The sequence below is a fragment of the Microcystis sp. LE19-84.1B genome, assembly GCF_027531875.1.
Lineage (GTDB): Bacteria > Cyanobacteriota > Cyanobacteriia > Cyanobacteriales > Microcystaceae > Microcystis > Microcystis panniformis.
In genome coordinates this window covers 1-24,240 of sequence record NZ_JAPZSR010000417.1, presented here as the reverse complement: position 1 = coordinate 24,240, position 24,240 = coordinate 1, and the positions used below count along the sequence as shown (strand labels likewise).

Below are 24,240 nucleotides of genomic sequence, written 5' to 3'. Positions count from 1 at the left end.
ATTCCTAAACCTCACGATTTAAGTTTCTGCTTCCACCACCGTCGCATACCACAGTTAAAAAACCATGTACTGTCTTACACAGAGTCCACAGACTTTCGCCCCATTTCAGAAGCCCGATTCCGTGTGTCCCACGGTACGTTTCCAGCTAAACGCTTCTTGTACTTGTTGCGCGCGACTTTTTACCCGGCCAAGCTTTTCTGGTCGGAACCCCCTAAGCCGAGTTTTCAAGGTGCTGCGCCGTCCACTTGGTTTTCGAGACTGGCCTTTTAATTCTAACGTAAAGCCAACCTAGAACGGCGGGGTTTCAGACCCAAAATTTCCGATGATAGGCTTCCCCGGCCGCTCTGTAAATGGGCTGTTCTGCGATCGCTCCGTTCTCCGGTCCGAATAGAAACGCCACCGGTTTCTGGGAGAGGGGAAGCTGGTTCAGGTTTACTTCTAGGGCCTCATCTACCACCTCCTCCAAGGTAGCACCTTCTAAATCACTAGCTTTGACCATTGCCTCAGCCGATAGATTCTGGGTTCTCGTTGGCTGTCGCACGTTGTTCAGGGTGATGGTGCGGTTCCCAGACAGACGCAAGAGGGGAGATTTCCGCAAAATTTCCAACATCCGTTCTTCATAAGAACCGCTATTCTCGATTACCACCGCTGCGCTTTCCGGTTCGTCTTCCATCTCCACCGGAGGCGGTATGGTTCCCTCGATGGTGAAGGGACTACACACCCGCACAATACTCTTATCTACTTCGGGACGGTCAACTAAGATTTCTGATTCTGGCGGTTCATTATTGGCGATACTTTTCAGGGTGATGTGTGGGACAATTCCCCCAATTTCTTCCCCTTTACTATTCTGTTTTCTCTTGTAGATAAAACCCCCCGCCGGTGAGTTATTATCTTTCAGTTCATACCAAGGAAAAGTGGCGGTTAATAGTCTCTGTCTGGCTAAGGCTAAGGGTACTCTACTGACATCACAGGTTATCCATCTTCTCCCCCATTGTTCGGCAACGTAGGCGGTTGTCCCACTTCCGCAATTATGCACAGTACAAACTTCAGTAATAAAAGAATGGACAGTTTCAATCTCTAAATCATAGACTGTTTCCGTAGTTATTTCCGATTTTAAATCTTTAATTTCACAGGGTATTTGTTCCCTGCCAAAATAAACAATATCACCGACTTTTAAAGTATCAGCCCGTCGCCATTCTTTGTAATGATCTTCTGAAGGTTCAACCGCAGCAAATGTGGCTTTAATTGTCTCTAATACTCCCGCCAAATTATGATAAATTTCTTGATTATTGAATCGCAAAATAGTTAATCCCAAAGAGTTTAAATAAGTATCTCTTTCTTGGTCATAAACTATCGCATCTGGCCTATAATGGCTATCTCCATCTACTTCAACAATACAACTCTTTTCTCTTGCATAAAAGTCGGTAATATAACGTCCAATAGGATGTTGACGGCGGAATTTAACTCCTAATTGATTTCCTTTGATTTCTTGCCATAATTTAGCTTCGGCTGGAGTAGCTTCTTTTCTCATTTCTCTAGCTAAACCAAAATTATTTTTAGGAATATGTTCCCAATTGCGATCGCCGCCATAACTGGTTGTCCGTTTTTGACATAAGACTCGATGATCTCCCGTTACCCAGAGGATTTGCTGACAAAGGTGGTGACGAATCCCGATCATTTTCCCTTGATGGGTTTTGCTGATAGTACGAAGAATCCGATGAGGTTGCAGATCGTGTCCGATGACATAATCTCCTGGTTGTAATTTTTCTATTTCTAAAGCCTCTAAAGCCCCCCCGATGTCGGGGGGGTTGGGGGGGTAGCTCCCCGGTATCTGCCCCCCCTTCAAAGGGGGGGAGTTAGTGGGTTGCTGGGGAATATCGTCTCCTCTGACATAATCTCCTGGTTGTAATTTTTCTATTTCTAAAGCCTCTAAAGCCCCCCCGATGTCGGGGGGGTTGGGGGGGTAGCTCCCCGGTATCTGAGATTTTACCCCCCCCTGCCCCCCCTTCAAAGGGGGGGAGTTAGTTGGTTGCTGGGGAATAAGGATTTTTGTACCTTTTCTTAGACAGGTGATATCTAATACTAAATCGCCGGGGTCGGTGGTCATTAAGAGACAGCGTTGGATAATGATAGGATTGGTTTGAACAACATAAATTGGATTAGCTGCACCTCCCAACTTATCCCATAAATTACTCATAGAGCGATAAGGAAAATCCGATAGATACTTAATAAATCGAATTTCATTTTCCGTTGCAACAGTTCTTCCCAGATTAATTATTTTCAACAAAGACTCTTTTGGCGTTCCCCACCATCTTTTACCAGAATTGTAGGTTTTCCCGTTTAATTCAACTTCATATTTGCTACCTGGTCCAGGCTTGGTAAAGGTAACTGACATGAACAGTTTTGAACCTACGGGCAAGGGAGCCATGCCTTCTCTTTCTTCTTTGGTTAGTCTTCTTCTTGTTTTGTCCTCTAATTCTATCATGTCGAAGCCAGAGGCTATCGCGTCGTCCCTTTGTTCAAATAAAGGCTGATATTTTAACTGATTCCGAAGTTTTGCATACCAAACCAAATAGTCTAAACGGGTTCCCATTCTTGATGTTGATTCCAGCCCTCCTGCTGATTTAGCAACAGAAATCAAACTAACAAAATTCTCCCCCCCAAAAACCTCATCCATCAATTCCCGAACATGATGAACATTCTCATCGGAAATCTGCACAAAAACACTACCACTATCAGTTAATAACTCCCGGGCTAACAACAAACGATCGCGTAAATAACTCAGATAGGAATGTAACCCTAATTCCCAAGTATCTCGATAAGCTTGCACCATCTCTGGTTCGCGGGTGAAATCATCGTCATCGTTGTGTTTAACATCGCGTTTTCTGACAAAAGGTTGAAAATTAGAACCAAATTTTACCCCGTAGGGAGGGTCAATATAAATCATCTGCACCTTACCCCCCATCCCCTCGTATTGCAGTAGGGAGTTCATCGTCAGCAACGAGTCACCGAGAATCATCCGGTTTACCCATTTATCGTGATATTCATAAGCTCGGAGAATCTGGTCAGTAATTGACCATTGAGGGTCATTAAATAGATTCAATTGTTCTCCCTTTTCCACCTTGTGGGATTTCAGGGTTTCAATAATTGCCCTAGTGGATAAACGTTCATGGACAAATAGGGGTAAAGTCGGCACTTGAAAAGATAATCTTTCGGCCTTTCCTGTCCAATTTAAAAACGGTTCACCGATTGCCTTGAGTTTACGCGCTGCTATTTTGGCGGTTTCTAAATCTTCGGCTGCGAGAATTTGCTCAATTAAGGCCTCAGCTTCTTCTCGTGCGGGGTTTTCATCCCAGTTTAACTCCGGGGACAAGGAGGAATCATAACGATAGGTGACAGGGGGTTTTTTCTTCTTGAAGTGGGGTTCTGTGCCAATATCGGGGCGCTGGGGATGTTCCTCGCCATGGTTGTAACTTTTGGCTTCCGTTTTCTTGTTCGTCTTCTTGGGCATTAGCAACTCTTCCTCCATGGCGAGGTCAATCTTTATTTTAACCCTTGAATAACCCCAAGAGGGCTGAAAAAAAGCGAACTTCTCTAGGGAGAAATTCGCCTTAATTTCCAGAAATTCTGAATTTATTAATTAGGCACGAGCTTCGAGACGACCATAGAAAATGCCGCGAATTTTCACTTCTTCAGCATCTTTTGCCCCTAAATCGGTGTCGGAAGGCTGTTCACTTTCAAAAACACCAGCAAACTCGCCAGTAGAAGCGTCAACTTTAGTCACCTGTAAAGACATAGTACCTTTACCCAGTTCCGTCGCTTTGACGTTAGCACGCTGGAAATCTTGACTATCAGCACTAGCGGGTAAAGCGACAGCATTATCATAACCCGTCACCACACCCCGACCTTTGGGATCTAAGAAACCAGCACCACGATAGGAGGGAACTTTAAAGTCGCCTTCAAAATCCGTGGAACTGTTGATAGAGCTAAATCCAGCTTCGGTTTTGCCAGTGAAACCTTTAATGGTAAAGAAGAGGGGAACTCTTTCACCTCCGGGTAATTGTACGGTAATGGGTTGGAAATCAATACCGTCTTCTTCCTTGAGGGTTAAAACACCGTCTTCGCCTACGGTTAAGGTCGCTGTCATCTGTTCTAAACTGGTGGTATCTCTGGTTAAGAGTTTACCCGGGATAAAGGTGGCCGCTTCCCGCTTATTAATGGGTTCACCCTTGACAAAATATTCCTGGGGTTCCAAGCATAAATCTGTCACCACATAACTTTCGCCGCTTTCTAAGGGGAGAGTACCCCGGGTAAACTCGGAAATCTGCGGACATTTGTTAGCTAATCCAGTGTTTAAAATTTCATCATAGGTTAGCTCGTTTCTATTCAGGACGGCACTAGGCGCGTCGCTACAAGCTGTCAACACCCCTAAGCACAAGGCTAAAAAGGCAACTAACAAGGCACGAAATCTCATCTATGTCAACCTCTCTTTGTCAATCTTTACAATTACTACCCTTGATCTATAGCCTGATGAATTAGGCGCCAATTCACCGAAACCCAGTTTATCAAAGATCAGTGACCATTGAGAAGATGGGAGACAGGGGACGGCAGGCAGGAGATAGGAGATAGGTGGCAGTCCTGATGAAAAAATTTTCACCACCACAGATGAAAGAGGTTTCCTTCCCCACACCCCACTTCCCCACTTCCCCACTTCCCCACTTCCCCCACCCCACACCCTCTTTCAAGTCAGGAGGCTCTAAGTAACTCATAACTGATGACTGATATGATTGGTGTGACTGTTTTCAGATGCAGAAATTTCGATGAATAGCCGATTGCCGGGAGATAATAGCCAATTAGATAGCCAACTACATTCCCTTGTAACGACGGTGACAGCGATCGCCGAAGAACAGCAGGGAGATTGTAACGGTTTGTTAATGTTGCTGCGAACTTTAGAAAATTTACATCGGCAAATTCGCGAGCAGATGTTCGAGCCATCTTTACCCAATACCCGTAAGGACTTATACGGATTACTCCGGGATATCGAGGAAACCGGGGGATGGCCCTATATAGAACGGATGAAGTTACAAATGTTAATGGAAAAATTATTAGCCAGTGAAGTCGGTGCGCTCGATTCGGCAGCAAAAACCGATGATCGAGAAACCTGAAAAGGTATTGGGTTTTTAGGGTGTTGGGATGTTGGGGTGTTAGGGTGTTAGGGTGTTAGGGTGTTAGGGTGTTAGGGTTTTAGCTGAAATTCCCCATTTCCCCATTTCCCCATTTCCCCATTTCCCCATTTCCCCATCTCCCCATCTCCCCATCTCCCCCATTCCCCCATTCCCTATCGCCAAGGGGTACGGAGCGGGTTACAGTATTGGGAAAATGGATATTTAGGGGTAAATCATGACCACCGTGAACCCGATTAAATTTGGAACCGATGGCTGGCGCGGGATTATCGCCGCCGATTTTACTTTCGATCGAGTCGCTCTGCTCGCTCCCTTGGCGGCTCAGGTTTTAGCGGATAATTATGGTCAGATCACGGGTTCGCGGACGATGATCGTCGGCTATGATCGGCGGTTTATGGCGGAGGATTTTGCTCAAACTGCGGCGGAATCGCTTCAAAAAGCCGGTTTTGATGTGCTTCTCTCCCAATCCTACGCTCCCACTCCCGCTTTTAGTTGGGCAGCTCGCTCAGAAAATGCTCTCGGTGCGATCGTGTTAACCGCCAGTCATAACCCGGCTAAATATCTCGGTTTGAAGGTTAAAGGTTATTTTGGTGGTTCTGTCTCGCCGGAAATTACCCAACAAATTGAAGCTTTATTGTCTAATCCGCCGCAATTTAAGGCCAATGCAGGTAAATTAAGCACTTTTGAGCCTTGGTCTGGTTATTGTCAGGGTTTACGCCAAAAAGTTAACATTGCCGCTATTGCCAACGCGATCGAATCGGGACAACTAAAAGTTTATTCCGATGTCATGCACGGTGCGGCGGCTACCGGTTTAGAGCGTCTTTTGGGGGTGGGGATCACGGAATTACGCGGCAATCGCGATCCTTTGTTCGGTGGCGGCTCTCCGGAACCTTTACCGAGAAATTTGAGGGAAATCATCGATAAACTGGCTCAGAGCGCAAATTTAGCCCCTTTGCGAGTAGGTTTGGTCTTCGATGGCGATAGCGATCGAGTGGCGGCGATCGATGGTCAGGGGAATTTTTTAAGCACCCAAAATCTCATCCCGATTTTAATCGAGCATTTAGCCGGCAAAAAGGGAATGAGAGGGGAAATTGTGAAAACGGTGAGCGGTTCCGATTTAATCCCCAAATTAGCCAGTTTATACGGTTTATCGGTCTTTGAAACCCCGATCGGTTATAAGTATATCGCCGATCGAATGTTGACCACTCCTGTGTTAATTGGTGGGGAAGAGTCGGGAGGTGTCGGTTATGGTACTCACATTCCCGAACGGGATGCTTTACTATCAGCTTTATACGTTTTGGAAGCAGTGGTAGAATCGGGCCAAGATTTAAGCGCTCTTTACGCGCAATTACAGGATAAAACTGGTTTTCATTCTGAGTATGATCGCATTGATTTACCCCTAGCTAATATGGAAGCTCGCGCTCAGTTAATTACTGCTTTGGATAACGATCCCTTAAGGGAAATTGCCGGTAAACAAGTGACTGATTGTAATCCTATGGACGGTTATAAATTCCGTTTAGAAGATGGCAGTTGGTTGTTAATTCGCTTTAGTGGCACAGAACCGGTTTTGCGTCTCTACTGTGAATCTTCAACCCTCGATCGAGTTCAGGAAATTCTCGCCTGGGCCAAATCTTGGGCTACCTATATCTAATCTAATAGAAAAGGGTTTTCTTGAAGAAACCCCTTTTCTATTTTAGGAAATTTTCAGCCCGCGAATCGCATAATCTAATAATTCGATAGGATGAATAACGGGTGTATCTTTTCCCTGTAATTGTAGATGTTTTTTAATTTGTAGGGAACAACCCGGATTAGGAGAAGCAATCACCGCAGCCCCAGTATTTAATAAATTGCCTACTTTCTGCTGACCTAATTCATCGGCAGTATCTGGCTGTAGCATATTATAAACTCCGGCACTGCCACAACACAAGGCCGCATCGATAGGTTCTTTTAAGTTAATATTGGGGATTTTTTGCAATAATTGCCGTGGTTGCACGGAGATTTTTTGTCCGTGTAAAAGATGACAGGCATCTTGATAAACTAGGGTTAATTCTGTTTCGGTAATCGGCGATAAATCAGCAGTTAATCCCACTGCTGCCAAAAATTCTTGAGCATCGCGTACTTTAGCCACAAACTCCTCAGCCTTATCTTTATATTCAGGATCATCGGCTAAAATATGATGATATTCCTTGAGAGTATGACCACAACCCGCCGCATTAATAATAATATAATCAACCTCGGTTTCTGCGAAACTATCGATCATTTGTCTGGCCAAACTTTGTGCTTGTTTTTCCTGTCCTTGATGTGCGGGTAAAGCGGCACAACAACCCTGGTTTTTTGGGATAACCACTTCACAACCATTGGCAGTTAAAACCCGCACTGTCGATTCATTTACTGGCGAGAAAAAGAGTCTCTGCACACAACCTAAAACTACTCCCACCCGATAGCGTTTTTCAGTCTGGGAGGGAATAACATCGGCATAGTTTTTAAACAGAGAATTTAGAGTAATTCTAGGCAAAATTGATTCCATAGCCGCTAGACGGGGAAAGAGCATTTTTAAGATACCCGATTTCCTGACTAGGGTTTGTAATCCTAGGGTTTGATATAACCAGAGGAAAGGTAAAAATAATTTGAGACGGACGGGATAGGGAAAGAGATTAAAAATGAGAAAACGAATAATTTTATCTTTAAAACTGCGGGGTTGATTGCGTTCCACCTGCGGACGAACTGCGGCGATTAATTGATCGTATTGTACTCCCGATGGACAGGTACTAACACAGGCTAAACAACCTAAACAAGTATCAAAATGTTGGCTAGTGGTTTCGTCTAAAACTGCTTCCCCTTTGTTGATGGCATTCATCAGATAAATTCTACCCCGGGGGGAGTCCATTTCTTTGCCAATGACTCGATAACTGGGACAGGTAGAAAGACAAAAACCACAGTGAACACAACTATCGATTAATTCTTGAGCGGGGGGATTTTTGGGGTCAAATCCTTGATTTTTTTGGTCGATTAATTCTTGAAAGTTAACGGAATGTTCGGAGGTTTGCATAATTTTTAATTAGATTTTGTTAAGAAAGCGTTCAGGACTAAAAATACCGTGAGGATCGAATTTAGTTTTTAGGGTTTTCATCATGGCAATCGCGTTACCTGTATAACCCCAAGGTTCAATTTTTTCTTTTAGCGATGGAGGCGCGGTTAACACCGTTAGATAACCCTGATTGGCACTGCATAAAGAGCGAATTTTGTCAAGATTTTCCTCCGATTTTAAGATAACTTTACCCACCCCGCTACTAATATTAATTGAGGCTAGTCCGTTAATTTGGTCGATAACTAGAGCTAAACTGCTGGGTAATAATCCTATTTTGCCGAAAAAATTGCCCTCTTGGTCATAATTATCCATTGTTTTTCGGTATCTTTGCCATAGAGAAACTGCTGCCTCATCCCGATAATAATTAGTCTGACAATCTAACTGTTGCCCTAAATAACTCACCTGTTGCGATTGTTCACTAATACTTTCGGGAATGCTTTGAAAACGCAGCAGTAAAGCGACTTTTTCCCCTAATCCTAGTGCTTGCGTCATCCCTGGGTTTAAACATTCAGCCACGGTGGGAGTTAAGGACGATTGCCGAATAACTTGACTTAATTTGCTAATATTTTCGCTATTTCCAGTGATGATCAGGGTTTCTGAGTTAGCAGTTTCGGGATACAGTCGCAGGGTAATCTGATCGATAATCCCTAAAGTGCCATAGGAACCCGTAAATAGCTTCATCATATCGTATCCCGCCACATTCTTGACCACACGCCCTCCAGCTTTAGCAATCTCGCCATCGTGACGGATAAAGGAGAATCCTAGGATCAGATCCCGGACTCCACCGTATCTTTGCCGCCATGTTCCCGCATCGGCCGTGGCCATAATACCGCCAATCGTGGCATTATCGGCATAACTGGGATCAAGAGGAATAAATTGACCGCTAGGAGCCAAAAAAGCCTGTAAATCCGCTAGTTTAAGCCCAGATTCCACGGTTATAGTTAAATCTCCCCTAGCATGGTCAATAATCTGGTTGAGATTTCGGGTACTGACTAAAATATCGGGTGACTGGACTAACCCACCCCAATCTAATTTACTGCCTTGACCGTAGGCCAATAAAGACAGACGATTTTCGTTGGCAAAACGCACCAGACAGACTAAAGCGGCCGTATTAGCGGGATAGACTAGAATTTCAGGACTTTTGCCCCTAATTGCCCTTGATAATCTTTCTTGTTCCTCTTTTGGCACTTGTGGCCAGGCAATAACCGTCGTGTCGGGGGGTAAAATAGAAGTTATCTGAACAGCAATCGCAGTCATATTTGAGAAAAGAATTGAGGAGTGAGGAGTCAGGACTTACCGGCGGATAATGCCGAAGAATGGGGGTAATGCTGGGGCTAATCAGTAATTTTGGGCCTCTATTAATCAGATTACCTTAGTTTGGCTCTCCATCTCCGGTGTCGGGCAATTCTAGCCATACTGAGACACAAAGAAGCTAATAACTAACTGCTAAATTAGCCATACACTCGTGCGATAATGTTAGATTACCTCGATCAGTAAGCCAAGAAGTAATGAGTGTAAATTGGACGAATAGCCGCGCCAAGCGATTAAGTGCCTTACCCCCCTACGTTTTCGCCCGCTTGGATGAATTAAAAGCCTTAGCCCGCAAAGAAGGACTAGATTTAATCGATTTAGGTATGGGCAACCCGGACGGTCCTGCCCCGCGTCCAGTTATCGAAGCGGCCATTCAAGCTTTTGAAACCTCCCAATTTCACGGTTATCCCCCCTTTGAAGGAACCGCCAGTTTCCGAGAAGCGATCGCTAAATGGTATGATCGCTCTTATGGTGTGGAACTCAATCCCGATAACGAAGCTTTACCCTTGCTAGGTTCCAAAGAGGGCCTATCTCACCTGGCCCTAGCTTATGTTAACCCCGGCGATGTGGTCTTAGTTCCCAGTCCCGCCTATCCCGCCCATTTTCGCGGTCCTTTGATTGCTGGGGCGACGCTATACCCGATTATTTTAAAAGCGGAACAGGATTGGCTGATAGATATCGATTCTATCCCCGAAGATGTGGCTAAACAGGCTAAAATCCTCTATTTTAACTATCCCAGTAATCCCACCGCCGCCGTTGCCCCCCTGGAATTTTTTGAAAAAATCGTTGCTTGGGCCCGGCAATATGAGATTATGCTCGTCCACGATCTCTGTTATGCTGAATTGAGTTTTGATGGTTATCAGCCCACCAGTTTATTAGAAATTCCGGGGGCAAAAGAGATTAGTGTAGAATTTCATACCCTCTCGAAAACCTATAATATGGCCGGGTGGCGCGTCGGTTTTGTCGTGGGCAATGCCGATATTATTCAAGGGTTACGCACCCTGAAAACTAATCTCGATTATGGCATCTTTTCCGTCATCCAAAAAGCGGCCGAAACCGCCCTACAACTGCCGGATGAATACGTCAAACAAGTACAGGAAAGATACCGGCAGCGACGAGATTTTTTAATCAAAGGTTTGGGGCAATTAGGTTGGGATATTCCCCCCTCTAAGGCGACAATGTATCTCTGGATTCCCTGTAGCGTCGGTATGACTTCCACGGATTTTGCCCTCAGCGTCCTGCAAAAAACTGGTGTCGTCGTCACTCCGGGCAATGCTTTTGGAGAGGGAGGGGAAGGTTATGTGCGCGTCAGTTTAATCGCCGATATCCCGCGATTAGGGGAAGCTTTACAGCGCCTCGAAGATGCGGGAATTCGCTATCAGTAAGGAGAATTTTTCCCCTTGATTTACCCGCCAAATCCCTCTAGGCACTGGCTAAAATTGTATGATGGAATTTTATCGCGGTAGCTTGCCACTTCCATGACCTACAGCTTGAGAATTGCCGATATTCCCGTCAGTGAAAGACCAAGGGAACGTTTAATCAGTGTCGGGGCGAAAAACCTCAGTAACGCCGAATTATTAGCGATTTTACTAGCTACAGGTCAAGGTAAGGGGAAACTCTCGGCGGTGGGTTTAGGACAGCATATTCTCAACGAATTGAGTAAATATCGCCGGGATCCTTTGGACGTTTTGAGGGATATTCACCCCCAGGAATTAACCGCTATTCATGGCATTGGACCGGCTAAGGCTACTACTATTCTAGCGGCGATCGAATTGGGAAAACGAGCTTTTCAACGACGACCGACGGAAAAAATGGTTATCGATAGTCCCGATACCGCTGCCGCTATCCTTGGACACGAACTAATGTATCAGTCTCAGGAACGTTTCGCCGTTATTTTACTCGATGTCAAAAATCAGTTAATCGCACTAAAAGTGATTACTATCGGCACAGCTACAGAAACACTGGTACATCCGCGAGAAATCTTTCGAGAAGTAGTGAAACAATCAGCTACTAAGTTAATTATCGCCCATAATCACCCCACTGGGTCACTTGCGCCTAGTCAAGACGATATTTTACTCACAGAACAATTATTACAGGGAGCTACCTATCTAGCCATTCCTCTCCTAGATCATTTGATCCTCGGTAATGGCAACTTCCAAAGTCTTCGCCAAATCACGGATCTTTGGGAAAAATATCCCCAAGAAGATTGACAGAAAAGACACTCGATCTTTGTAGTTTAATTTTTTAGCCGTTTCAATTGGGCGTTAATTTCTTCAAACATTATGCGATCGCTGTCAAGGATTGGGGAGAAAACCAAAAATTTTGGCCGCTCCTCCTAAAATGGCAACAACCAAAGCTATCAGAATCCCCCGATTGGTAAATTCCTGATCAGCGACTCTTGCAGTTAACCCTTTAATTTCTGCGGTTAGTCGCTCATCTAAAGCTTTAATGTCCCCTCTTAATTCTGATTGTCCTATCTCTAGCTTGTTTAAACGCTCGTTGACATCTCTTTGTAAAAAGTCGATTTTCCCCTCAATCCTTGTCAAGACAGCCTCAAGGGAATAAGTGACCGTTTCGTTAGACATTTTGCTAAACTCCTAATTAATTAGGGCTTGCTGAATAAATGTGAAATGTAGGCAAGGTAAGGGTTTTGTGGCTTTTCTTGCGAAACAGGTGCAAGATTTTGAGAGAATCGTGCTTCAAAACCTGGCATCTTGAGCGGCGATCGCGCCCTGTAGGGGCGAAGCATTCGGGCAATAACCTATCGGTGAAACCGTAGATTTTCTATCCGAATGCTTCGCCCGTACTTTTTCAGCCAACCCTAATTAAGTAATCTCAATTAATTGTTAGATAGTGGCGCAGACTTCTGGTTCTTTGTATCTTATCTTTAATTGTAACTGGCTACTTGGTCGATGATAGGTGCTGGGTTACGACGGATTCTCACCTTCGAGTCAAAGCAGCAATTTTCCGTCTCACGCACCCTACGCTTTATCTCCCAATTCATAATTCATAATTCATAATTCATAATTTATAATTCCCATGGGACCGAAATCTGGGTAAAATTTGAGAGATACAATCGGTCAATTGGGCATGGATTATAAAGAAGCGGGCGTGGATGTGGAAGCAGGACGCGCTTTTGTCGAGAAAATTCGCCAAAATGTGGAAAGTACCTTCCGTCCCGAAGTTATCGGCGGTTTAGGCGGTTTTGGCGGCTATTTTCAGTTACCTTCCGGTTATCAGCAACCGGTGTTAGTATCGGGAACTGATGGTGTGGGAACCAAGCTAAAAATTGCCCATAGTCTCAATCGCCATGATACGGTGGGAATTGACCTGGTGGCCATGTGCGTCAACGATGTCCTAACCTCCGGGGCCGAACCTTTATTTTTCTTGGATTATCTGGCCACTGGTAAACTGGAAGCGTCACAGTTAGCGGCGGTGGTATCGGGAATCGCTAGTGCCTGTCGTGATAGTGGTTGTACTCTTTTGGGAGGAGAAACGGCGGAGATGCCGGGGTTTTATTCGGCGGGAGAGTACGATTTAGCAGGTTTTTGCGTCGGTATTGTCGAAAAAAGTCAATTACTCGACGGCAGTAAGGTGCAAATCGGCGATGTGGCTATCGGTTTAGCCAGTAGTGGGGTTCACAGTAACGGTTTTAGTCTTGTTCGTAAGATTATCGACACCCAGGGCTTAAATTGGCAAGATTGCCCCGCAATTTTGGCTGGCTCTAGCTTAGGTGAAGTTTTGTTAACTCCCACTAGACTTTATGTTAAACCTGTGCTACAACTGCTGCGCTCTGGGTTAGATATTCACGCCATGGCCCACATTACTGGGGGTGGCATCCCGGAAAATTTGCCCCGCTGCTTGGGTAAAGGGCATTCTGTGCAGATTTACCGCAAAAGTTGGCCGGTTTTGCCGATTTTTCACTGGTTAGCCCAGATGGGTTCGGTTAATGCCGAAGCCATGTTTAATACTTTTAATATGGGTATCGGTTTTGTGATCCTTGTCCCATCAGATCTGGCGCAATTGACTATTAATCAACTACAATCCTCTGGGATTAATGCCTACCAAATCGGCGAAGTGATTGCCGGTAAGGGAGAAATTGTTGGGCTTGATTAAAGTTAGTTGAGTAAACCCTAGTTAATAGATTGTATCCCGTTGACGGGCGGGGCGATCGAGGGATTTAATCGCCGTTGCTAATTCCTCGACGGTCAAACAAGTACCGCCCACAGCCCCGGCCATAGTGGTAATATGTTCTTCCATGAGAGTACCACCGAGATCGTTGCAACCCCAGTTTAAGGCTTCTGTCGCCCCCTGTAAGCCCAATTTTACCCAACTGGGTTGATGATTTTTAATGCTATTGCCCAAATAAATCCGCGCCACTGCTGTTAACTTTAATGTATCGGCTAAAATTGGTTGATCCCGTCCGACTCGATTTCTCAGGGGTTTGGGGGCCGATTGTCCCACAAAAGGCAATAAAATAAATTCGGTGATTTTAGCTGGATAATTATTTTCTAGGGCGATTTCTTGCTGTTTTCTAATTTTTTCAAGGTGCTGCACCTGTTGGCTAGGGGTTTCAATATGACCGCAGAGCATGGTACTGGTGGTATGTAACCCCAAGCGATGAGCAGTACCGACTATTTCTAACCAAGTGGCGGCATCGATTTTTTCCGGACAAATTACCCGTCTTACCTCATCGACTAACACCTCGGCAGCCGTTCCCGGCAGAGAATTGACTCCTGCTTCTTGCAGGGAAGCGATAACTTTTTCGTAACTTAAACCGTCTTCTCTAGCAATAAATTGGACTTCTTGAGGCGAAAAAGCGTGTAAATGCAGGTCAGGAAAGGCTTGTTTCAGGTTTTTAACAATTTCGAGGTAATAGTCTAAGGAATTGCCCTTAATCTTGGCTTTTGGGTTTAATCCTCCCTGCATACAAATTTCCGTGGCCCCACGATGGACAGCATCCGTCGCTTTAGCGATAATTTCCTCTAAATTAAGCCAGAAGGCTCCCTCTTCATTTTCATCGCGTCTGAATGCACAAAAACTGCAATGCTGCTCACAAATGTTACTAAAATTAATGTTGCGATTGATCACGTAGGTGACGGTATCTCCCACCTGTTGACGACGCAAAAAGTCGGCCGTTTCCCGAATCTGGGCAATTAAACGGTTATCGGTAGTTTCTAGCAAGATAATCGCTTCTTTTGCCGATAAATTTGCCCCTGACCGCGCTTTTGCCAAAATATCGGTTACGGGTGCGGTGATGGAGGAGTTAGTCACGGGAAATAAATATTGAGGGTTGCCGATCCTAATTGTAGAACGAGGTCAGAAGGAACAGTAAAGAAAGAGAGCCGATTTAATCCTTTTTCTGTTCCCTATTCCCTTGTCTGCACGCGGTAATTTCCGGTTGAGAGCCTTTATTGCGGGGTGGTTTGTTTTTCCTGTTCTTTTTGTTGACGTTTTTTCTTTTCTGCTTCTAGAGCATCTTCAATAACCTTGAGCAGCTGATCCATTTTATCGAGATTACCGCGATAAACATCGAGGTCTTTTTGCAGTTTCTCGCTGGAGAGATGCAGAATTTCTGAGAACTTTTGCAAAATTGGTTCGCGTTTTTCTTTTTCCTTGATTATGTCTGGTTGTGCTTCGGCTAAAATAGTATAAAGACCGATGGCAAACAGGCGACTATACTTAAACTTAGGCGCATTAATCACCGAAACTAGACTATCAGACAACTGATTGTTACCACCCAGAGCAGGGTTTTGCAGTTGGGAAAGCAAGGAATCAATATTAGTTTCTTTGGCAATAGCGATCATATTTTCGGCATCACGACGATAGACTTCGGGATTACCGTTAACCGCTTGGCACAAAGCATTAAAAATATTCGGTTTATCCTCCCCCGGACGATAGCCTTCCATGAACTTCTCGAAAGAAGTAACCACACCAAGGGCATAAATTGGATCATAATGGAAATCTACATTAACGGAGAGCAGGTGCATCTCAACTAATAATTCCTCAACCACGCGCCGATATACCGAATTGATGGGGCGGGTGTGGCGAGTATAAAAATCACGCTTACTATCGGAAACAGTACGAATTTTGTCCACAGAACCAAACTTCATAAAAATTTAACACTGCTCTCATTTTCCCCCTTCTCGTTCCCCCTGACAAGGCCGGTGATCACCAAAGAGCCGCCAGCAGTCAGTCCAGAGAGAGCAAAAGAGCGAGTAAGATGGGGAAATGGGGAAATGGGGAAATGGGGAAATGGGGAAATGGGGAAATGGGGAAATGGGGAAATGGGGAAATGGGGAAATGGGGAATTTCAACTAAAACCCTAAAACCCCAACACCCTAAAACCCCAACACCCTAAAACCCTAACACCCTAAAACCCTAAAACCCCAACACCCTAAAACCCTAACACCCTAAAACCCCAACACCCTAAAACCCCAACACCCTAAAACCCTAAAACCCCAACACCCCAACACCCTAAAACCCCAACACCCAACAGCTTTTTCACTTTTCACTTGACTATATGGCCAATCAAGACGACAAAATCAAAATTATCACTGATAACCGGCAAGCACGCCATCTCTACGAGATTTTAGAGACTTTTGAAGCGGGGGTGCAGTTGCTGGGGACCGAGGTTAAATCTGTGCGCGCTGGTAAGGTGAACCTGCGGGATGGTTACGTTTTAGTCCGCAATGGTGAAGCGGTGTTAATTAATGTTCATATTTCCCCCTACGAACAGAGTAGCGAATATTTTAATCACGATCCGCGCCGGACGAGAAAATTGTTGATGCACAAAAAGGAAATCAGCAAACTCATCGGTCAAGTGGAACAGAAAGGCTTAACTCTTGTGCCTTTGAAGATGTATTTTAAAGGTAGTTGGGTAAAAATCAGCATTGGCCTCGGTAGAGGCAAGAAATTACACGATAAACGCGAAGATTTGAAACGTCGTCAGGATCAACGGGATATGGCACGAGCGATGAAGCGTTAACCAAGACACTTATCGGACTGGCAAAGGTCTAGGTAAGAAACGAGCGAGTTTTGTTAGAGTTGAACTGTATTAGGCTCCTTGCGGCCATCACCATCCCCCTCACCTTGGGTTAAAATTTATGTTAAAACTCTTGACAAAAGTAATTAAATATGCTAGGACACCCGCTTTGATCGCTCTATCCTTAGGGGTGGGTGCGGGAATTATTTTACCAAAAATAACTTTAGCCAATGGCAACCCCGGCCTAACAATTTTTAGTGGAGTCGATCGCAAGGATATCTTAGATTATTTCTTGCAATTTGGTGGTCGTCCCAAGCAAATGGATCGTTATAAATTCTATATCCCCCCGAAAAAACTCTCCCAAGGGGCTTCAGCTTTTTTTATTTCCTATCCCGATTATTTTAACGGCCAGTTTGACACCAATAAAATCGAGGTACGCATCAACAACAAATCTTTACCTTTAAAGGAAGTGGTTTGGGACAAGGATAGTCGCATTATTCAAATTGTCCCCGAACAAGCGATCGATCCCACCAGCAAAGTTGAAATCGTCATGTCTAATGTCAGAAATCCCGAATTAGGCACTTATTACTTTACCTGTGATGTGACTGCCTCTGGCAATATTCCCGTCCGTCTCTACGTCGGTACTTGGATTGTCAGTATCGAACCTTAAAGTATTTATTGGGAATAGGGAAATGGGGAAATGGGGAAATGGGGGAATGGGGGAATGGGGAAATGGGGGAATTCAACTAAAACCCCAACACCCCAACACCCTAAAACCCCAACACCCCAACACCCTAAAACCCCAACACCCTAACACCCTCTCAGTCTGAGAAAAAGTCAAGAAAAGTCAACTATTTGCCTCCGAGTTGCTGAAATCTGAGGAATTTTCACCTATAGACTCGTTGGTTGGGTAATTTTCTTCGGAGTTTAAGTTTTTGCGACTGCCTTTGTGGGAATTTTTACCCCCTTCCCGTCCAATAGCTGCCATGTGGGCGCGATCCCGGCTAACTGCTTCACCACCCTTTCGTCCCGCTTCGCGAGCTTCTTCGGAGGTAAATTCGTGGGCTGTACCTTTTTGATGAGCAGCTTTACCACCTTTACTAGCGATTTCCCTTTGTTTAGCTTGATCCATAGAGGCAAAACCGCGTTTACTCTTACCTGTCATAATATCCCTCCTTGTGAATGCTGATTTTAAAAGTTCTTAAAGACTTATGCGAGATTTTTAAAACATCAAAATCATGGTCTTGTGGGTGGGCAAAACATTGAGATTGCCCCGCTTTTTCCTCTAAGAACTATGGATTCCTACCTAGTATCATAACTCATTAGCTTGACTTCTAGGGAACCAATGACAGCAATCAAAGAGCAGATTTTATGTTAAAAAATATTAAGGGAATCGAGTATTTATCAGTCTAAAGATATAGAAGTTATCTTAATGGTGAGGTACAAAGTTTTCCTTTTGGGGCAGTCGGAATTCAGTTATCAGTTATCAGTTATCAGTGATCAGCTTTTTTCTCCCTGCTCCCCTGCTCCCCCACTTGCCACTTGCCACTGAAAAGGCTGCCATGCAGCCTTTATTGGGTGTGCGGGCAGCCTAAAGCCTAGTTTTTGGGGATTTAATCGGGAAAAATCAGGGTAAGACTTGGGTTTTTTCGATCAACCATTTATCTCCTTGCCGTACCAAATCATAGCGCAGGTTCAAGGACTCATTATAGGAACGATTGACAATTTCCTTGCCATTATGGAAATACATGGCCTTTTCGTTTACTGTCGCTTCCACCGTGGCTAAATTAGGATTTTTCGCATTATTAGTGACCGATCGCACATCCACCTGATGATCGTAGCGCCAATAGTTATTTCCCTGTAAAGCCGCCGCCCGTTTTTGCCAAATTTCCAAAGCTGAACCCGTTAAAACCTCTTTCAATTGCTCTTTTTGGTGTTCACTGCCAAAAGCGGCCGATTTTGCTGCTAACCAAGCTTGAATCGTCTCCTTAGCCGTTTCCTTGCCTAAGGGATTCCCTTCCATAACCTCTGCGTTAGCCGAAGGAATTTCTAGTATGGGAGTATTTAAAGAAATCGGTAACTGTTCCCCTTGTAAGGCTGCCAAAGGAGATTGACTATCGACAATGGCCCTCACCCCCAAGGACAAAACTGCGAGCGTTCCCACTAATCCTACCCCCAATATTGCCACTCGATCGAGTCGTAGTTTTCTGCGGGCCGGTCGTCTCCGTTTCGGTGCGACTAGGGCAGTTTTTACCGTTTCTGGGGCTGCCGGCTGGGAGTTGCCCGCTGCTGGGGGGCGCGAGCGACGGGGACGACGACGGGGGGGATTAAGTGCCGGTTGACGATAGGCTGCTGTCACCACCACACTGCCCTGAGTATAGGGGGTGAAAGTTTCCTCCTGAGCAGTGGCTCTCAGGGCAGGTACAGCAGTGCCTGTCCGCTCACCGTTAGCTCTAGCTAAAGACGGTTTTTGGGGACGAGAGTGGGAAGAATAAGCAGATTCCCTCATCGGTGTCGCTCCTGGCACTGGGTTTAAATGGGTGGGGGGGGTGTGGGTTTTGAGAACATTTACTTCCGATTTTAAAGGTTCGCCAACCTTTTCTTGAACCGACACGGGAACTTTTTCGTCAGGAAAACCTGACAATTCTTCTAAATAATTTTGTACCTCTTCCTCGGCAAAATACTCTTTTAGTGAGGCTTTCCGCTCAACTAAATCACTAAAATGACAGAAAACTTCTGTTTGTAACCAACGCTCACCGTAACGACATAACCCAGGTAAAAGATCGGGAGATTGCCCGGATTGTTCCTTAATATAATTTAATATTTCTTGCTCTTGACTTTTTTCTAAAATTGTGCTTGCTTGTTCGGTTTGACCGAGCAGTAGGGCGCAGATTGATCGCTCGAGGGAGACATCCTGATGTTTTTGTAATTGCTGTAGGCGATCGCTGGCTGCGACAATAGCGGCGGGTTGTTTTTGGGCGAAACCGCGGGCAATCAAGGCATAAACCAACAGATAATTACCCACCGACGAGGGGCGTTGTGCCTCTTTTGCCCAGATTTTTTCCTGTTCGGCCTGAGTTAAATAAACCCGCAACTGTTGAATAAAGCGTAAAAAATTATCCACCCCTAACCCAGAGCGATCATCACCCTGGCCATCGATGCCGCCGCGAGCTTCTAACATCTCTTCCAAGAGATTCAAGCCGCGCTGACGGGCAAGACTAGGTTTTTTTTCCTGGGATAACAATTCCAGAATCCGGTAGGGACGCAAGCGATCGCAATCATGACGAATCTCGCTGGCCACTTGTGGGAACATTTGTTCTTGTTCCAAGCAGGTCAAGGCCTTGGCTGCGGTGCTGGCCGCCTGTTCATAATTTTTATCCTGCCAATATTCCCGACTCAATTCCCCGTAGGCCAAAGCCAAGGTTAAGATCATGTCTGGGCGAGTAGTTGGCTCTAAATCTAGATAAGTTTCGGCCAAACGAATCACTAACTCGTATTCTCCCAACTCTTGCAGGATGAGCAAAGCTCCCACCAGATCGGCGGGGGCAATGGTAATCTGGGGAGTGGGATATTCTGGAGAAGCGGCGGCCACCTCCCCACCCTGAGAATCTAGGTTTTCGGCGCTGCTTTCTGGGTTGAGAAGCAAGGGATTGGGATCAAAAAATTGAGCATCGTAATCACGACGGCGATCCGCAGCACTTAACACTTGGTAAGCTTCATCTAACAAGTGCTGACGGGCAATGATCGCTGTTTGACTGTATTCTTGCTGCGGCAATTGCCGTCCCCTGTCGGCGTGGGCCAAATCAATCTGCTCGGCACTCACCTGAAAGGGGATTCCCAATATCCTGTAGTAGTCGAGAGGAATTCGCACGGTTAGCTGTACCTCAACTCTGGAGAGTCCTTAGTAATCTACTCCCGTTAAAGCGTCAGCTTAACGGGAGCTTTCTGTAACCCTAAACTTATCGGGCAAGCCAATAAATTCGGCTCTCTGGGCTGGATTACACTCAGCCCCAAAAGTCTAATCATCTTGCTACCGTTCGCGTCTGCGTCACCAATCCAACCACAAGTCTTATTGCTACACTTAAACGATTTTCCGCTTCTAATTCCGATATGTAGGCAACAATGACAGGTTTGAGAGGTATATCGTGGATTAACCGCGATAACCTCAACTCCTTCTTTAATGCCTTTGTATTCGAGAAATTGTCGAAGTTGATAGAAAGCCCAAGAGTTAGACCGTCTTCTCTCGGTCTTATTTCGTGGTTGTTGGTTGGTTCTCTCTCGAATACCGGTTAGGTCTTCAATAGCGATAATCGAGTTAGTTAATTTTGCCTCGGCAACGATAGCTTTACTGATTACATGATTTAAGTGCGCTTGGTATCTTCTCTCCCGCCCCGATAGCCGTTTCAAGATCTCCCGACACCTACGCCTGGTGGATCTAGTGCCTTGAGACGCTTTCTTTTGCAGAGAAGACCTCACACGACTGTATTTATCCCTCGTTTCCTTGATTCCCTCCCCCGACCACGATTGATCGGTTGATGTTACCGCGATGTCACGACGGCCGAAATCGACCCCGATAATGTTATCCGCGTTGATAGGTTTCGGCGGTTCCGATTTTAGTTGGATGTGGACATACCAACCGCCGTCACGATGTAGGCAGATTTGAGCGGAGGTCGGATTTTGCCAGGTAAGTTTCCCCCGATGGTAATTGCTCGCTCTCAGGGGAATGGTTAACCGTTTCCCCGTGGTGCTAACAGTAATCGCCCAATCTTTCTCGACGAAACGGAAGGTTCGAGCGTCACAGTCGAAACTTGTTGGAGCAAAGTTCTTGACCTTCTTCCCTTGAAGTTTTGCTGTCAAACGATTAGCCGCCACCCGACCGCAAGCTCTGACAACGTGGTTAGCCGTCAATCCGAACCGATCCTTAACGTCCTGATAACAGACGGCTTGAATCGAGTTCCGGTTAGTCAGCCGGGGATTGACGTTCTCGTTAATCCAGCTACAAGCCGACGCAAAAGCCGTACAGGTATCGGACAGCGCTTGTTGTTGTTCGCTACATACTTGAAGCTTGATCACTAGCGTCAGGACTTGTTCCACGGCCTCAAAAAACTCACCAGCAGGAAGCATAACATATTTAGAGTCGATGCGCTACGCGCGTTTTATACTGGTCGGCATTCCTCCGCCGCCAACCCGTAGGGTGTAACGGGGGCATCCTGCCGACGTCTAAGGTGAATTAAGTGATGTAAGTGAGAGCGGAGCGAGTAAAATAACAAGATACCATCTTATCCTAGCCAATCTCTGACTGACTAAGGTTAGATTTGAGAGAGAAAATACCAAGAACCTCTTGGTTTAAGCCTAAAAAATTCACTGCCAGAATTCTCGAAAAATCTACCGCTTCCTCTCCCCTTGCCTTTTTGTTGTCTAAATGATACTACAGACCCTATGATTTCCGAACGTACTTTACCAACCTTTAATCCTGCTTCCATCATTATTACCAAAGCTGAAGGTCTTCGCCTATACGAGGATATGGTTTTGGGGCGGATGTTTGAAGATAAATGCGCCGAAATGTATTATCGGGGCAAAATGTTCGGTTTTGTCCATCTCTACAACGGTCAGGAAGCGATATCTAGCGGTATTATTAAAGCCTTGCGTCAGGGAGAAGATTACGTTTCTAGTACCTATCGCGATCACGTCCACGCCCTCAGTGCCGGAGTTCCCGCTAAGGAGGTAATGGCGGAGTTATTTGGCAAAGCTACCGGTTGTAGTAAAGGACGGGGCGGCTCCATGCATATGTTTTCCGCTGAACATAAGCTTTTAGGGGGTTACGCTTTTGTGGCCGAGGGGATTCCCGTCGCTACCGGGGCGGCTTTTCAAAGTAAATACCGTCGGGAAGCCATGGCCGATGCCAGTGCCGATCAGGTAACGGTTTGTTTCTTTGGGGATGGGGCGAGTAATAATGGCCAGTTTTTTGAGTGTCTGAATATGGCCGCCCTCTGGAAGTTGCCGATTATCTATGTGGTGGAAAATAATAAGTGGGCGATCGGGATGGCCCACGATCGAGCCACTTCCCAACCAGAAATCTATAAAAAAGCCAGTGTTTTTAGTATGGTCGGTGTGGAAGTGGACGGTATGGATGTGGTGGCCGTTCATGCCGCTGCCAGAGAAGCCGTGGCCCGCGCCCGCGCCGGTGAGGGGCCGACTTTAATTGAGGCCTTAACCTATCGTTTCCGGGGTCACTCTCTAGCAGATCCCGACGAGTTACGCAGTGCTGACGAGAAACAATTCTGGGGCGAAAGAGATCCGATCACGCGCTTTGCCGCCTACCTCTACGAGCGAGATCTGGCCACGAGAGAAGAATTAAAAGAAATCGAGGAGAAAATTCAAGCTGAAATCGAAGCAGCGGTTAAATTTGCCGAATCTAGCCCCGAACCCGATCCTAGTGAACTAACTCGCTTTATTTTCGCTGAAGACGAGTAATTTCAGTGATCAGTTACCAGTTATTCAGATTTGAGTAATCAGTGATCACTGATTACTTAAGGTATTCTGTCACTAACCCCGCCCTAAAAGCGACGGGGCTTGCCTAGACCAATTTAGGCGACGCAAGTAGAGACTACCGCATCGAGACACAATCTGGTACAGACCTCCGAATACTTCCCTAGTTCGGATTCCCTCTCAGCTTTATTGGTAAAGCGTTGTTAGACAAGACATCTTGATTGTGTTGCGGAAAGGGACTTTAACTTTACTCTTAAGGATTATCTCCATGGCAAGAGTTCCTGTTATCTCAAAAGACGGAAAGCCGTTAATGCCCACCAAACCTAGTCGGGCCAGACGGTGGATTAAGGAAGGAAAAGCTATCGGTAAATTCAACGATTTAGATATTTTCTATGTCCAGCTAATCGATGAACCTTCCGATAGTAAAACCCAACCGATTGCTATTGGTATTGACCCAGGTAAATTATTCTCTGGAATTGGCGTTCAATCCTCTCTTTTTACTCTTTGGAAGGCTCACTTAGAACTTCCTTTTAAACGAGTAAAAGAGCGGATGGACAATCGGTGCTTAATGCGAAGAGGACGTAGAAAAAGACGGATTAACCGCCAACTTTCTTTTAATCTAAGAGCGCATCGACAACAACGATTCTCAAATAGAAGACAAGGAAAATTAGCTCCCTCAATCAGAGCTAATCGTCAACTTGAACTTCGAGTCGTTTCTGAACTAACCAAAATCTATCCAATTACCGATATTTACTTTGAGTACATCAAAGCCGATATTGATCTAACTTCCGGTAGAAAAGGAGCTAAGTCTGGAAAAGGTTTCTCGTCAGTTATGGTTGGACAGAAATGGGCAATTGAGCAACTGTCTCAATTGGCAACAGTCCATACTCGCTTTGGTTGGCAAACCTCTAATCTCAGAAAATATTTGCGACTAGAAAAGTCCAAAAATAAAGCAGAACAATCACCAGAAAGCCATGCTAACGATGGCATTGCTCTTGCCTGTTTTCAGTTTTTAGATTATTGGCCATTTCACAATTCTAATAGTCATGGATATGATTGGAAGGGTTCTGTTAAAGTAACAAACGCTCCCTTTGCTGTCATCAAACGTCCTCCTATTAGTCGTCGTCAACTTCACCTGATGGTTTTTTCTAAAGGTGGTAAACGACGTAAATATGGTGGCTCTA

General features: G+C 45.4%; 22 protein-coding genes. 11 read left to right on the top strand and 11 right to left on the bottom strand.

All coding sequences use genetic code 11. The annotated features are described in order from the left end of the window. Window positions 1-304 precede the first annotated feature (304 nt). The 3 genes from O9324_RS23335 to O9324_RS23325 all read right to left on the bottom strand — a co-directional run bounded on the left by O9324_RS23335 (window position 305) and on the right by O9324_RS23325 (window position 4,769). On the bottom strand, window positions 305-3,511 hold the full coding sequence (locus tag O9324_RS23335) for a DUF559 domain-containing protein (RefSeq protein ID WP_288141444.1): 3,207 nt from the start codon (window positions 3,509-3,511) through the stop codon (window positions 305-307). 129 nt (window positions 3,512-3,640) lie between these two features. Beyond that, window positions 3,641-4,474, bottom strand: a complete 834-nt coding sequence (locus O9324_RS23330) for a photosystem II manganese-stabilizing polypeptide (protein ID WP_002738218.1) — start codon at window positions 4,472-4,474, stop codon at window positions 3,641-3,643. A gap of 91 nt (window positions 4,475-4,565) precedes the next feature. Further along, on the bottom strand, window positions 4,566-4,769 hold the full coding sequence (locus O9324_RS23325) for a hypothetical protein (RefSeq protein ID WP_287633104.1): 204 nt from the start codon (window positions 4,767-4,769) through the stop codon (window positions 4,566-4,568). Window positions 4,770-4,820: 51 nt separating this feature from the next. Between O9324_RS23325 and O9324_RS23320 the strand changes: the two genes are divergently transcribed. After that, window positions 4,821-5,165 (top strand): hypothetical protein, encoded by a 345-nt coding sequence (locus tag O9324_RS23320; protein ID WP_002767823.1) that lies wholly within the window; start codon window positions 4,821-4,823, stop codon window positions 5,163-5,165. A 235-nt stretch (window positions 5,166-5,400) separates the two neighbouring features. After that, window positions 5,401-6,834 (top strand): phosphoglucomutase/phosphomannomutase family protein, encoded by a 1,434-nt coding sequence (locus O9324_RS23315; protein WP_288141443.1) that lies wholly within the window; start codon window positions 5,401-5,403, stop codon window positions 6,832-6,834. Between the two features lie 42 nt (window positions 6,835-6,876). On the opposite strand, the gene O9324_RS23310 is transcribed toward O9324_RS23315, so the two are convergent. Then, entirely contained in the window at window positions 6,877-8,232 is a 1,356-nt protein-coding gene (locus tag O9324_RS23310; protein ID WP_288141442.1) for a (Fe-S)-binding protein, read from the bottom strand. Window positions 8,233-8,241: 9 nt separating this feature from the next. Next, on the bottom strand, window positions 8,242-9,528 hold the full coding sequence (locus O9324_RS23305) for an FAD-binding oxidoreductase (RefSeq protein WP_288141441.1): 1,287 nt from the start codon (window positions 9,526-9,528) through the stop codon (window positions 8,242-8,244). 251 nt (window positions 9,529-9,779) lie between these two features. Here O9324_RS23305 and O9324_RS23300 point away from each other — a divergent pair, with 251 nt between their 5' ends. Both O9324_RS23300 and radC read left to right on the top strand, forming a co-directional pair. Continuing rightward, a complete protein-coding gene (locus O9324_RS23300; RefSeq protein WP_288141440.1) occupies window positions 9,780-10,967 on the top strand; it encodes an aspartate aminotransferase in 1,188 nt (395 codons plus the stop codon). Between the two features lie 93 nt (window positions 10,968-11,060). After that, on the top strand, window positions 11,061-11,792 hold the full coding sequence (gene radC / locus O9324_RS23295; protein ID WP_002767813.1) for a RadC family protein: 732 nt from the start codon (window positions 11,061-11,063) through the stop codon (window positions 11,790-11,792). A gap of 84 nt (window positions 11,793-11,876) precedes the next feature. Here radC and O9324_RS23290 read toward each other — a convergent pair whose 3' ends face one another. Continuing rightward, window positions 11,877-12,167, bottom strand: a complete 291-nt coding sequence (locus O9324_RS23290; RefSeq protein ID WP_072927055.1) for a DUF4164 family protein — start codon at window positions 12,165-12,167, stop codon at window positions 11,877-11,879. 505 nt (window positions 12,168-12,672) lie between these two features. On the opposite strand from O9324_RS23290, the gene purM reads away from it, so the two are divergent. Further along, a complete protein-coding gene (gene purM, locus O9324_RS23285; RefSeq protein WP_288141445.1) occupies window positions 12,673-13,698 on the top strand; it encodes a phosphoribosylformylglycinamidine cyclo-ligase in 1,026 nt (341 codons plus the stop codon). Between the two features lie 21 nt (window positions 13,699-13,719). Here the strand turns inward: purM and cofH are convergent, their stop codons facing one another. Both cofH and psb29 read right to left on the bottom strand, forming a co-directional pair. Next, window positions 13,720-14,856, bottom strand: coding sequence for a 7,8-didemethyl-8-hydroxy-5-deazariboflavin synthase subunit CofH (gene cofH, locus O9324_RS23280; protein WP_185239637.1), 1,137 nt, complete (start codon window positions 14,854-14,856; stop codon window positions 13,720-13,722). A 137-nt stretch (window positions 14,857-14,993) separates the two neighbouring features. Continuing rightward, window positions 14,994-15,680: a photosystem II biogenesis protein Psp29 gene (psb29, locus tag O9324_RS23275; RefSeq protein WP_196219692.1), complete on the bottom strand. Its 687-nt coding sequence runs from the start codon at window positions 15,678-15,680 to the stop codon at window positions 14,994-14,996. 69 nt (window positions 15,681-15,749) lie between these two features. Between psb29 and O9324_RS23270 the strand changes: the two genes are divergently transcribed. The 4 genes from O9324_RS23270 to O9324_RS23255 all read left to right on the top strand — a co-directional run bounded on the left by O9324_RS23270 (window position 15,750) and on the right by O9324_RS23255 (window position 17,397). After that, window positions 15,750-15,911: a hypothetical protein gene (locus tag O9324_RS23270; protein ID WP_287728468.1), complete on the top strand. Its 162-nt coding sequence runs from the start codon at window positions 15,750-15,752 to the stop codon at window positions 15,909-15,911. 194 nt (window positions 15,912-16,105) lie between these two features. After that, complete coding sequence (gene smpB / locus O9324_RS23265; protein ID WP_002732921.1) at window positions 16,106-16,570, top strand: SsrA-binding protein SmpB; 465 nt, start codon at window positions 16,106-16,108, stop codon at window positions 16,568-16,570. A gap of 118 nt (window positions 16,571-16,688) precedes the next feature. Beyond that, window positions 16,689-17,237, top strand: a complete 549-nt coding sequence (locus O9324_RS23260; RefSeq protein WP_002767804.1) for a DUF2808 domain-containing protein — start codon at window positions 16,689-16,691, stop codon at window positions 17,235-17,237. 22 nt (window positions 17,238-17,259) lie between these two features. Continuing rightward, a complete protein-coding gene (locus O9324_RS23255; RefSeq protein ID WP_287633527.1) occupies window positions 17,260-17,397 on the top strand; it encodes a hypothetical protein in 138 nt (45 codons plus the stop codon). A 17-nt stretch (window positions 17,398-17,414) separates the two neighbouring features. Here the strand turns inward: O9324_RS23255 and O9324_RS23250 are convergent, their stop codons facing one another. From O9324_RS23250 to O9324_RS23240, 3 genes are all read right to left on the bottom strand, one after another. Next, window positions 17,415-17,732 carry a KGG domain-containing protein gene (locus O9324_RS23250; RefSeq protein WP_002767802.1) on the bottom strand — a complete coding sequence of 106 codons (318 nt, stop codon included), beginning with the start codon at window positions 17,730-17,732 and terminating at the stop codon, window positions 17,415-17,417. Between the two features lie 462 nt (window positions 17,733-18,194). Continuing rightward, on the bottom strand, window positions 18,195-20,438 hold the full coding sequence (locus O9324_RS23245; RefSeq protein ID WP_288141439.1) for an IMS domain-containing protein: 2,244 nt from the start codon (window positions 20,436-20,438) through the stop codon (window positions 18,195-18,197). 47 nt (window positions 20,439-20,485) lie between these two features. Further along, complete coding sequence (locus tag O9324_RS23240) at window positions 20,486-21,691, bottom strand: RNA-guided endonuclease InsQ/TnpB family protein (protein ID WP_288141438.1); 1,206 nt, start codon at window positions 21,689-21,691, stop codon at window positions 20,486-20,488. Window positions 21,692-22,006: 315 nt separating this feature from the next. Between O9324_RS23240 and pdhA the strand changes: the two genes are divergently transcribed. Together pdhA and O9324_RS23230 are read left to right on the top strand one after the other, a co-directional pair. Further along, window positions 22,007-23,041 (top strand): pyruvate dehydrogenase (acetyl-transferring) E1 component subunit alpha, encoded by a 1,035-nt coding sequence (pdhA, locus tag O9324_RS23235; protein WP_072927057.1) that lies wholly within the window; start codon window positions 22,007-22,009, stop codon window positions 23,039-23,041. Window positions 23,042-23,324: 283 nt separating this feature from the next. After that, window positions 23,325-24,240, top strand: a 916-nt coding sequence (locus O9324_RS23230; RefSeq protein WP_288141437.1) for an RRXRR domain-containing protein, incomplete at its 3' end; no start/stop codon positions are given.

Bases quoted from the DNA above. Each gene is read 5' to 3' on its own strand.
- O9324_RS23335 (WP_288141444.1), bottom strand. From the start codon at position 3,511: ATGCCCAAGAAGACGAACAAGAAAACGGAAGCCAAAAGTTACAACCAT.
- O9324_RS23330 (WP_002738218.1), bottom strand. From the start codon at position 4,474: ATGAGATTTCGTGCCTTGTTAGTTGCCTTTTTAGCCTTGTGCTTAGGG.
- O9324_RS23325 (WP_287633104.1), bottom strand. From the start codon at position 4,769: ATGAGTTACTTAGAGCCTCCTGACTTGAAAGAGGGTGTGGGGTGGGGG.
- O9324_RS23320 (WP_002767823.1), top strand. From the start codon at position 4,821: ATGAATAGCCGATTGCCGGGAGATAATAGCCAATTAGATAGCCAACTA.
- O9324_RS23315 (WP_288141443.1), top strand. From the start codon at position 5,401: ATGACCACCGTGAACCCGATTAAATTTGGAACCGATGGCTGGCGCGGG.
- O9324_RS23310 (WP_288141442.1), bottom strand. From the start codon at position 8,232: ATGCAAACCTCCGAACATTCCGTTAACTTTCAAGAATTAATCGACCAA.
- O9324_RS23305 (WP_288141441.1), bottom strand. From the start codon at position 9,528: ATGACTGCGATTGCTGTTCAGATAACTTCTATTTTACCCCCCGACACG.
- O9324_RS23300 (WP_288141440.1), top strand. From the start codon at position 9,780: ATGAGTGTAAATTGGACGAATAGCCGCGCCAAGCGATTAAGTGCCTTA.
- radC (WP_002767813.1), top strand. From the start codon at position 11,061: ATGACCTACAGCTTGAGAATTGCCGATATTCCCGTCAGTGAAAGACCA.
- O9324_RS23290 (WP_072927055.1), bottom strand. From the start codon at position 12,167: ATGTCTAACGAAACGGTCACTTATTCCCTTGAGGCTGTCTTGACAAGG.
- purM (WP_288141445.1), top strand. From the start codon at position 12,673: ATGGATTATAAAGAAGCGGGCGTGGATGTGGAAGCAGGACGCGCTTTT.
- smpB (WP_002732921.1), top strand. From the start codon at position 16,106: ATGGCCAATCAAGACGACAAAATCAAAATTATCACTGATAACCGGCAA.
- O9324_RS23260 (WP_002767804.1), top strand. From the start codon at position 16,689: ATGTTAAAACTCTTGACAAAAGTAATTAAATATGCTAGGACACCCGCT.
- O9324_RS23255 (WP_287633527.1), top strand. From the start codon at position 17,260: ATGGGGAAATGGGGAAATGGGGGAATGGGGGAATGGGGAAATGGGGGA.
- O9324_RS23250 (WP_002767802.1), bottom strand. From the start codon at position 17,732: ATGACAGGTAAGAGTAAACGCGGTTTTGCCTCTATGGATCAAGCTAAA.
- O9324_RS23240 (WP_288141438.1), bottom strand. From the start codon at position 21,691: ATGCTTCCTGCTGGTGAGTTTTTTGAGGCCGTGGAACAAGTCCTGACG.
- pdhA (WP_072927057.1), top strand. From the start codon at position 22,007: ATGATTTCCGAACGTACTTTACCAACCTTTAATCCTGCTTCCATCATT.